The sequence below is a fragment of the Methylorubrum zatmanii genome, from assembly GCF_014845115.1.
Taxonomy (GTDB): domain Bacteria; phylum Pseudomonadota; class Alphaproteobacteria; order Rhizobiales; family Beijerinckiaceae; genus Methylobacterium; species Methylobacterium zatmanii.
The window spans coordinates 1-9,252 of the sequence record NZ_NKUI01000216.1; the positions used below are offsets into that span (position 1 = coordinate 1).

General features: G+C 69.4%; 10 protein-coding genes. 3 read left to right on the plus strand and 7 right to left on the minus strand.

Going from position 1 to position 9,252, the window contains the following annotated elements; genetic code table 11:
• A partial coding sequence (locus tag MZTS_RS21415) for a ribonuclease T2 family protein (RefSeq protein ID WP_425492765.1) occupies window positions 1-668 on the plus strand: 668 nt, incomplete at its 5' end.
• 96 nt (window positions 669-764) lie between these two features.
• Window positions 765-1,571 carry a 23S rRNA (adenine(2030)-N(6))-methyltransferase RlmJ gene (locus MZTS_RS21420; RefSeq protein WP_192285350.1) on the plus strand — a complete coding sequence of 269 codons (807 nt, stop codon included), beginning with the start codon at window positions 765-767 and terminating at the stop codon, window positions 1,569-1,571.
• A 19-nt stretch (window positions 1,572-1,590) separates the two neighbouring features.
• On the opposite strand, the gene MZTS_RS21425 is transcribed toward MZTS_RS21420, so the two are convergent.
• Together MZTS_RS21425 and MZTS_RS21430 are read right to left on the minus strand one after the other, a co-directional pair.
• Complete coding sequence (locus tag MZTS_RS21425; protein WP_009863536.1) at window positions 1,591-1,854, minus strand: DUF6894 family protein; 264 nt, start codon at window positions 1,852-1,854, stop codon at window positions 1,591-1,593.
• A 5-nt stretch (window positions 1,855-1,859) separates the two neighbouring features.
• Entirely contained in the window at window positions 1,860-3,293 is a 1,434-nt protein-coding gene (locus tag MZTS_RS21430) for an FAD-linked oxidase C-terminal domain-containing protein (protein ID WP_192285351.1), read from the minus strand.
• A gap of 350 nt (window positions 3,294-3,643) precedes the next feature.
• Here MZTS_RS21430 and MZTS_RS21435 point away from each other — a divergent pair, with 350 nt between their 5' ends.
• Window positions 3,644-4,006: a c-type cytochrome gene (locus MZTS_RS21435; RefSeq protein WP_192285352.1), complete on the plus strand. Its 363-nt coding sequence runs from the start codon at window positions 3,644-3,646 to the stop codon at window positions 4,004-4,006.
• 109 nt (window positions 4,007-4,115) lie between these two features.
• Here MZTS_RS21435 and MZTS_RS21440 read toward each other — a convergent pair whose 3' ends face one another.
• The 5 genes from MZTS_RS21440 to MZTS_RS21460 form a co-directional block, all read right to left on the minus strand.
• Window positions 4,116-4,604: a MarR family winged helix-turn-helix transcriptional regulator gene (locus MZTS_RS21440; RefSeq protein ID WP_009865451.1), complete on the minus strand. Its 489-nt coding sequence runs from the start codon at window positions 4,602-4,604 to the stop codon at window positions 4,116-4,118.
• Window positions 4,605-4,998: 394 nt separating this feature from the next.
• Entirely contained in the window at window positions 4,999-6,300 is a 1,302-nt protein-coding gene (locus tag MZTS_RS21445; RefSeq protein ID WP_192285353.1) for an HlyC/CorC family transporter, read from the minus strand.
• Window positions 6,301-6,395: 95 nt separating this feature from the next.
• Window positions 6,396-6,995, minus strand: coding sequence for a DUF1254 domain-containing protein (locus MZTS_RS21450; protein ID WP_192285354.1), 600 nt, complete (start codon window positions 6,993-6,995; stop codon window positions 6,396-6,398).
• Window positions 6,992-7,675 (minus strand): DUF1214 domain-containing protein, encoded by a 684-nt coding sequence (locus MZTS_RS21455; RefSeq protein WP_192285355.1) that lies wholly within the window; start codon window positions 7,673-7,675, stop codon window positions 6,992-6,994. Before MZTS_RS21455 ends, MZTS_RS21450 begins: the two co-directional genes overlap by 4 nt.
• Before the next feature lie 10 nt (window positions 7,676-7,685).
• On the minus strand, window positions 7,686-9,252 hold a 1,567-nt coding region (locus MZTS_RS21460), incomplete at its 5' end, for a transglycosylase domain-containing protein (RefSeq protein ID WP_192285356.1).

Here is a 9,252-nt window from a genome sequence, read left to right on the forward strand (position 1 = left end):
AAGCTGCCCGCCTCGCCGCCCTTCTCCTCGGCCTGACCTGGGCCTCCGGTGCGGGCGCGCAGGATTTCGGCGGCTTCCGACGCGGCGGCGAGCCGGGCAGCTTCGACTTCTACGTGCTGTCCCTGTCATGGTCGCCGACCTATTGCGACGGCGAGGGCGCGCAGCGCGACCGCAACGGGCAATGCGCTCCGGGGCGGGGCCTCGGCTTCGTGGTTCACGGCCTCTGGCCGCAATACCAGCGCGGCTTCCCCTCGAACTGCTCCGCCGTGGAGCGGCCTCTCACCCGCAACGCCGTCGAGGCGGCGGGGGAGATCATGCCGAGCGAGGGGCTGGCCCGGCACGAATGGCGCACCCACGGCACCTGCTCGGGACTCGATCCGGTCGCCTATTTCAAGGCTGTGAAGACCGCCCGCGAGGCGGTGACGATCCCGGACGGCTTCACCAAGCCGGAAGCGAGCATGCGGGCCGCGCCGATCGAGATCGCCCGGCAATTCGTGATGGCCAACAAGGGCCTGCGCCCGGACATGATGTCGGTGACCTGCCGCCGGGGCCAGTTGCAGGAAGTGCGGATCTGCTTCTCGAAGGATCTGCGCGGCTTCACCCCCTGCCCCGAGGTCGCGCGCCAGAATTGCCGCGCCGGCGAAGTGACCATCGAGGCGGCGCGCTGACGCGGAGCCGACTTTCCTGATAAGCGGCTCTCCTTCCCTCGCGAGGACCGCGCCCTGAACTACCGTCACGCCTTCCATGCCGGCAATTTCGCGGACGTGCTCAAGCACCTCGTGCTGACCCGCGTGCTCGTGCATCTCGCCGCGAAGCCGAAGCCCTATCGCGCCATCGACACCCATGCGGGCCTCGGCGTCTACGATCTCGAAGCGGAGGAAGCCGGCCGCACGGGCGAATGGCACGACGGGTTCGGCCGGCTGGAGGCGCCGTTCGCGGCCGATGTGGAGGCGCTGCTCGCCCCCTATCGGGCGGCGGTGGCGGCGGTGCGGGCGCGGCACGGCGCCACCACCTATCCCGGCTCCCCCGCGATCATCCGCGAGCACCTGCGCGCGGGCGACAAGGGCGTGTTCGTGGAACTCCATCCCGTCGATGCCGAGACGCTCGGCGCGCGCTATGCTAGCGATTCCCGCACCAAGGTGATGCATCTCGACGGCTGGACGGCGCTCAACGCCCTGATCCCGCCGCCCGAGCGCCGCGGCCTCGTGCTGATCGACCCGCCCTACGAGGAGCGCGGCGAGATCGACCGTCTGGGCCAGCACCTGCTCAAGGCGGCCCGGAAATGGCCGACCGGGATCTATCTCGGCTGGTACCCGATCAAGGATCTGTCGGCGGTCGACCGCATGGCGGCGGCGCTCGATGCGGGGCTGGAACGCCCGGCGTTACGCCTCGACCTGATGATCGAGCGGCCCGACGATCCGACGCGGCTCTCCGGCACCGGCCTCGTCGTCATCAATCCGCCCTGGATGCTGGCGGCGGAGGCGGAGCTGTTCCTGCCGGCTCTCGCCGAGCGGCTGGCGCGCAGCGGCTACGGCGCGTTCCGCAGCGAGCGGCTGGGACGGAGCGAGTAGGGAGAAGCCCGCCTGCGCCTCAGTGCAGGGTTCCCTCCCCCGGCTCCGACTCGGCCTCGGTGACCGCTTCGGCGAAGGGGAATTCCAGCACCACCTCGCCCTCCTCGTCGGTGACGACGAGGACCGCCGTGAGCAGACGGGGATCGCTGCCCTCCTCCTCCAGGCTGGCCCGGATGGTGGCGCGGGCGACCCGCCAGGCATGGTCGGGATCGCGCAATTCCGACCCCTCCTCGTCGGTGAGGATGTCGCCGCCGATGCGGGTGTGGAAGAAGTAGCGGGGCATGCGCGTCAGGCCGCCACTCGGCCTTCGAGCGGAAACACCTTGGCCGGATTCATCAGCCAGCCGGGATCGAACACGTTGCGCACCCGCATCTGCTGTTCGAGATCCTCCTGCCCGTATTGAAAGCGCATCAGCTCGCGCTTCTCGATCCCGACACCGTGCTCGCCGGTGAGGCAGCCGCCCACCTCGACGCAGAGCTTGAGGATCGCATCGCCCGCCGCCTCCGCCTTCTGCAACTCGCCCGGCTTGTTGATGTCGAACAGGATCAGCGGGTGCAGGTTGCCGTCACCGGCATGGAAGACATTGGCGACGCGCAGGCCCTGTTCCGCGCAGATCGCGCCGATGCGCTCCAGCACATGGGCGAGCTGGCCGGTCGGGATCGTGCCGTCCATGCAGATGTAGTCGGAGATGCGGCCGGTGGCGCCGAAGGCGGATTTGCGGCCCTTCCAGATCGCGGCGGATTCGGCCTCCGACTTCGAGACGCGGATGCTGGTCGGATTGAACTGAGCGGCGATGGCCTCGATCCGGGCCAGCATGTCCGCGCATTCCTCGTCCGAACCCTCGACCTCGATGATCAGCATCGCGGCGGCGTCGCGCGGGTAGCCGGCCTTGGCGAAATCGTCGGTGATGAGGATCGCCTCGCTGTCCATGTACTCGATGGCGACGGGAATGATCCCCGCGGCGATGATCGCCGCGGTGCAGGCGCCGGCATCCTCGACCGAGGAGAAGCCGACCAGGGCCGGGCGCGCGCCCTCCGCCGCCCGCAGGATGCGCACGGTCGCCTCGGTGACGATGCCGAGCTGGCCCTCCGAGCCGCAGATCAGGCCGAGCAGATCGTAGCCGCCGGAATCGAGATGGCCGCCGCCAATCTCGACCACCGTGCCGTCATTGGTGACCAGGGTCACGCCCATGAGGTTGTTGGTGGTCACACCGTATTTCAGGCAATGCGCGCCACCGGAATTCATGGCGATGTTGCCGGCGATGGTGCAGGCGAGCTGGCTCGACGGGTCGGGGGCGTAGAAGAAGCCCTCATGGGCCACCGCGCCGGAAATCGCGAGATTGGTGATACCGGCCTCGACCCGCGCGATCCGGTTGGCGAAATCGAGGTCGAGGATGCGGGTCATCTTGCCCACGCCGAGAATGATCGCGTCTTCCTGGGCGATGGCGCCGCCGGCGAGCGAGGTGCCGGCGCCGCGCGGCACCACCCGCACCCCGTTGGCATGGCAGAAGGCCATCACCGCCGAGACCTCCTGGGTGGTGGAGGGCAGCACCACGGCCAGCGGCATCTTGCGGTAGGCGGTCAGTCCATCGGTCTCGAAGGCGCGCCGCTCATCCTCCGTCGTCACCAGAGCCTCGGGCGCCACCAGCGCCGCAAGCCCCGCGATGATGGCGTCGCGGCGGGCGACGACATCCGCATCCGGCGCGGGGAAGGCAATCGACATGGTCGGCATCTCCTTCAGGGCACGCCGCGGATGCATCGATCCGCGGCACAGCGGCGTTGTGCGCTTCGTCTCGTCGCCCGGCGATCCACAGGCTGCGTTGTCGGGCTTCAGCTCCGCTTCAGCCGCCGCGCCCCAGTCTCGATCGGACGATGTCGGAAGATCCTTCTAGCCTAAAGCCGCGCCGGGCGCACGGCGGTTCCCGCCGACCCATGCAGCCACCGAAAGGAACGCTGGCAAGTTCGTCGCGGGAGCTCGACTGGACGGAAGCCTGACTCAGTCTATATCTGTTCTAAGGCTAAAAGCTCTGCCATAAGCAGGCCGGCTTCGGCCGTTCAAGGAGGAAAAAAACGATGCGTCATCTCATCCTCGGCGCCGCCTTCGCGCTGCTTCTGCCTGTCGCCGCCCAAGCCGAGGGCGATGCCGCCGCCGGCGAGAAGGCGTTCGCCCCCTGCAAGGCCTGCCACAACTTCGAGAAGAACGGCGTCGGCCCGACCCTGAAGGGTGTCGTCGGATCGAAGGCCGGCGAGGGTGCCGACGGCTACGCCTTCTCCGATGCGCTGAAGAAGTCCGGCATCACCTGGGACGAGGCCAACCTCAAGGAGTGGCTCACCGACCCGAAGAAGAAGGTGCCCGGCACCAAGATGGTCTTCCCCGGCATCAAGGATCCGAAGAAGGTCGACGACATCATCGCCTATCTCAAGACCAAGTCCTGAGATTCATCCGGTTTCGAACAATGGAAAGCCGCCCTTCGGGGCGGCTTTTCTCGTTTCGGCGGTATGCTTTTGAGCGATCCGCCGGACAGGCGAGCCGTTTACGGGCCGATCAGCCGGAAGCGGCTTCCGTCACAGGCGCCTCTCCGCTGCCGGCGCGGGAATGCAGCTCGTCGCGCATGAGGGCGAGATGGTCGAGCAGCGTCCGCCGCTGGTCGAGGCTCATTCCGGTCATGCCGCCGACCGTATGAGGCAGGCAATCCATCTTGCCCTTGAGACCCCGGCCCTTCTCGGTGAGAAAGATGCTGACTTGCCGCTCGTCCGGCCGGTCGCGGGCACGGCGCACATGGCCCGAGGCCTCCAAGCGCTTGAGCAGCGGTGTCAGGGTCCCGGAATCGAGGAACAGCCGGCTGCCGATCTCCTTGACCGACAGACCCTCCTCCTCCCACAGCACGAGCAGCACGAGATATTGTGGATAGGTCAGCTCGTGGTGGGCGAGCAGGCCGCGATAGGCCCGGCCGAAGGCATGCGCCGCTGCGTAGACGGCGAAGCAGAGCTGGTTGTCCAGCAGTTGCGGGTCGTCGCGCCCCGTTTGACTCATGGCACTCATCCTCGGCGCGCACACTGCGCACTGACCTTTCCGGCCCCGCAGGCAAGACCGGACCGGCAGATATTAGGGGCGGCGGGCCGCCTTCGTGAATCGTTCGGCTGCCTTCGCGATCCGCCATCACCTCCGGGGAACGACCTGCGCGGGAAGGTCACCGCTCTTTGCGGCCGATCACCCCTCCCGCACCATACGTCCCGACCGAGGGCAGCCGTGCGGCGGAGTCCCTGCGACAGACCTAAGGCGCGGATCGTAAAGAAAAATCTCGGTGGGTACAATCGAATTACGCGCATGGCTTCCGCGCGCACCCGCATGGCCGTTGCCGGGTGCAGGGGCACCGGAACGGAGCGACGCGGCAGCCGCGCGCCGACGCCGGAAGCCCCCCCCGGCCTCACCCCTCCGCATCGTTGCGCCTGGGCTGGGACGGCGGCAGCGGGGTGATGCGGAGCGTCGTGATCCGGTTCTTCGCCTTGCGCAGGACCTGGAAGCGGAAGCCGTGGAAGTTGAAGGCGGTGCCGGCATCGGGGATCGACCGCGCCTCGTGGATGACGAGCCCGGCCACCGTGGTCGCCTCGGCGTCGGGCAGGTTCCAATCCATGGCCCGGTTCAGATCGCGGATCGGCACGCCGCCATCCGCGTGGACGGACCCGTCGGATTGCGGGCGCAGGCCGGAGACGGCCACGTCGTGCTCGTCGGCGATCTCTCCGACGATCTCCTCCAGGATGTCCTCCAGGGTGACGAGGCCCATCACCTCGCCGTACTCGTCGACCACCAGGGCGAAATGGGTTTTCCGCGCCAGGAACGCCTTGAGCTGGTCGCGCAGGGTCGTGGTGCCCGGCACGAACCATGTCTCCAGCGCCAGCGCCTCGACCTTGAGCGAGGCCGCCTCGCCCCCGGCGGCATCCAGCGCCCGCAGGAGGTCCTTGGCGTGAAGAACGCCGACGATGTTCTCATGGCCGTCGCGCCAGAGCGGCATGCGGGTATAGGGCGAGGCCAGGACCGCCCGCACGATCTCCTCCGAGGGCAGGCTGGCATCGATGGTGCGCATCTTGGTGCGGTGGACCATCACCTCGGAGACAGTCAGCTCGTTGAGGTCGAGCAGGCCGCCCAGCATGTCGCGCTCGGCGCGCCCGACCCCGCCCTCGCGGTGGAGCAGGGCCACCTGACCGCGGATCTCCTCCCGCGGCGTCAGGATCGAGCGCCCGGCATCGATGGACAGGCCGAACGGCCGCAGCATCGCCCGCACCAGGGCCTCCACCGCGAGGGCCATCGGTCCGAGCAGCCCCACCGCGTAGGCCACCGGCCGGGCCGAGGCGAGGGCGATGCGGTCGGGATTGTTGATGGAGAGCGTCTTGGGCAGCACCTGCGCGAAGACGATGACCAGCACCGAGGTGGCGGCGGTGGCGTAGAGCACGCCCTCGCGGCCGAACAGGCTGGTGAACACCGCCGCGGTGAAGGCCGAGGCGCCGATGGCCACGACGTTGTAGCCGATCAGCATGGCGCCGATGAAGCGCTCCCGTTCATCGAGGATGCGGTTGACCAGCGTCGCCCGGCGGTTGCCCGCACTCTCCAGTGACAGCATCCGCGCCCGCGAGGCAGCGGTGAAGGCGGTCTCCGCCCCGGCGAAGAAGGCGGACAGGATCAGCGCGATCAGGACGATGCCTGCCGCGAACCAGAATTCGGTGAAGTCCATGGGCGCGGCAGGTCCGGCAGCGGGTTCGCGCTCACCATAGCGCATCGGCCCGGAAAGCGGCCCTTTCCCGGCCGGGCCGGATCGGCCCGGATTCGTCAGCCCTTGTCCCCCTCCCCCGTCGGCTCGGCCGGGCTGTCGATGGTGCAGGAGACCGCCTGCACCGCCGCATCCGCCACGGCCCGCTCGCTCGGGAGCGCGGCGATGACCCGGACCACCGCGAAGCCGCGCCGGGCGGGGGCGATGATGCGCACGTCGCGGGTGACCTCGCCGGCCACGTCGTTGGCCAAAGCCTCGTCGTACTGCGCGCGGGTCATCACCACGAGGTCGAGGCCGCCGCGCACCGCCGCCTGATCGGTCACCGCGTAGAAGGCGCCGCGTCGGCTGTGCATCGACACCGACAGCATCAGCGAGCCGGTCTGGGTCGAGACCCGCATCGGCCCGTCGTCGAGATCGTAGGAACAGACCCCGACCGAGACCGCCGGATCGGGATTGGGCAGCCAAGCCCCGCCGGGGGCGGGGGGACCTTCGGTCAGCCCGTGGATCCGTAGGGGGTGATCGAGGGTCTCGCTCGCCCGGGCACGGGTGAAGGCGTCGCCCTCCGCGAAGCGCGGAATCGCCAGGACCGTGGCGATGTGCACGATTCCCGCGATCACGAGGCCGCAGGTGGTGGCGAGAAGGAAGGCGCTCCGGCTCATGCGCCGCATCCCGTGCGCTGGATCGCCGGCAGGCTGTCCCGGTCGAGGGAGCCGACGCTCGCCGCCACCGGCGTGTCGTAGAGGCGCAAGGCGAGCCGGACCGGTCCGCTCGGACGCGGCATCGGCAGCCAATTGCCCGGCTGCACCTCGGGGCTGAGCAGGATGGCGAAGCGGCCATCCGGCTCGCGCAGGATCTCGGTGGAGGTGAAGCCGGTCCGCACCGGCTCGCGGCCCGGCTCGGGGGCGCCGCGGCCGGTCACCGTCAGCGTCCAGGCCCGGGCGGGGGGCGTCACGCCGGCGAGGCGATAGCTGCAGCGGGCGTCGAGGGTCCGGCCGTCATCGTCGCTGGCCGCCGTCAGCAGCATGCCCTCGCCCACCGCGAGCGGGATGTCGCCGCGTCGGGCATTGACGGCGCGGGAATAGGGGTCGGCGTCGAGGGAGCCCGCCTTCGGCCAAGCCGTCCAGCTCCCGATCCCGGTGCCGCCGAAGGGATAGCCGCCGCTGGTGGCGTAGTCGGCGCTGGCGAGGCCGAGGAGGCCGCCGAGCACCAGGGCGTAGACGAAGAGGCCGACCCGCGAGGCGCGGGCGGCGGCCCCCTTCGCGAGCCTGTGCAGGCGCGGGCTGTCCTGCCGGCGCGCGGACTCGCCGGCCATGGGGCCGATGTCGCTCGAGAATGCCATGCGACCGGCCTCAGGGCGTCCCGAAGCCGCCGGAGGCGCGGGCGCCCTCGGCGACGTCGATGGGGGCAAGGCCCGGCGCCCGCATCCGATCCGGAGCGATGGCGCCGGACCGGGCTGGACCAGATTTCCCCGGCTCCGATTTGCCCGGTTCTCCGCTGGCGGCGGAACGGCTGGTCTCGACCGTGCGGAACAGGCCGTTGAGGCTCGACAGCACCTCGAAGGAGCGGCGCGAGAGACGTCCGCCGGTGCTGGCCACCGCCGCGGCGCTGTCGGCCTGGGCCTGGGCCGCCTGGGGCGCGCGGTTGCGGTCGTTGAGGCCGGGGATCGGCTTGATCTCGATGCCCTGATGGGCGGGCGCCATGATCTCGTGCCACGTCATCGCGGGAAGCGAACCGCCGGTCATCTTGTTGGTCGGGCTGTGGTCGTCGTTGCCGTACCAGACGGCGCCGACATAATTGCCGGTGTAGCCGACGAACCACGCGTCGCGGTAGCCGTTGGTGGTGCCGGTCTTGCCCGCGACCTTGACGCCCTCGATCTGGGCTTTGCGCGCGGTGCCTTCCTCGACGACCTTGTTGAGCATGTAGTTCATGTCCGCCGTCACCTGGGACGAGAGCACCTGCACCGGCTTCTCGTCGGCGTGGCGGTAAATCACCTCGCCGCTGGAATTGCGCACTTCGGTGGCGACGTAGGGCTTGGCGAGCCGGCCGCCATTGGCGAACACCGCGAAGCCCGCCGCCTGATCCATCACCGTCACCTCGGTGGCGCCGATCGGCAGGGAGGGCGTGTCGGTCAAGGGCGTCGTGACCCCCATCGCCTTGGCGAGTTGGATCACCTTGGCGCGCCCGGCCTTCGCCGCGTTCCACTCGTGGGTGATGCCCATTCCCTTGCCGATGGCGGTGGTGACCTTGATCGGGATCGTGTTGATCGACTTCGCCACCGCGAGCCACATCGGCTGGCGGCCGGAATAGGAGCGGCCGTAATTCTGCGGGCACCAATTGCCGACGCAGACGGGGGAATCCACCACCATCGTATCCGGCTTGAACAGGCCGGAGGCGAGCGCCGCCGCGTAGACATAGGGCTTGAACGAGGAGCCCGGCTGGCGCAGCGCGTCGGTGGCGCGGTTGAACTGGCTCTCGCCGTAATCCGCTCCGCCGACCATGGCGCGCAGCGCCCCGTCCGGATCGAGGATCACCACGCCGGCCTCGTCCACGTCGTACTGGTCGCCGAGGCGGCGCAGCATGTTCTCCACCGCCTGGTCGGCGGATTTCTGGATGCTGAGGTCGAGCGGCGTCTTGACGGTGAGCACGCGGTCGTTGCGCAAGCGGCCCGCCTCGGCCATGCGCTTCACCTCGCCGAAGGCCCAGTCGAGGTAGTAGTCGGCGGTGATGTCCTTGGTGCGGGTGACCGGGTTCGCGGGGTTGCGCAGCGCAGTCTGGATCTGCCCCTCGGTGACGAATCCGGCCTCGACCATGTTGTGCAGCACGTCCACCGCGCGGCTGCGCGCGGCCGGCAGGTTGACGTTGGGCGAGTATTTGGTCGGCGCCTTGAACAGGCCGGCGAGCATGGCGGCCTCCGCC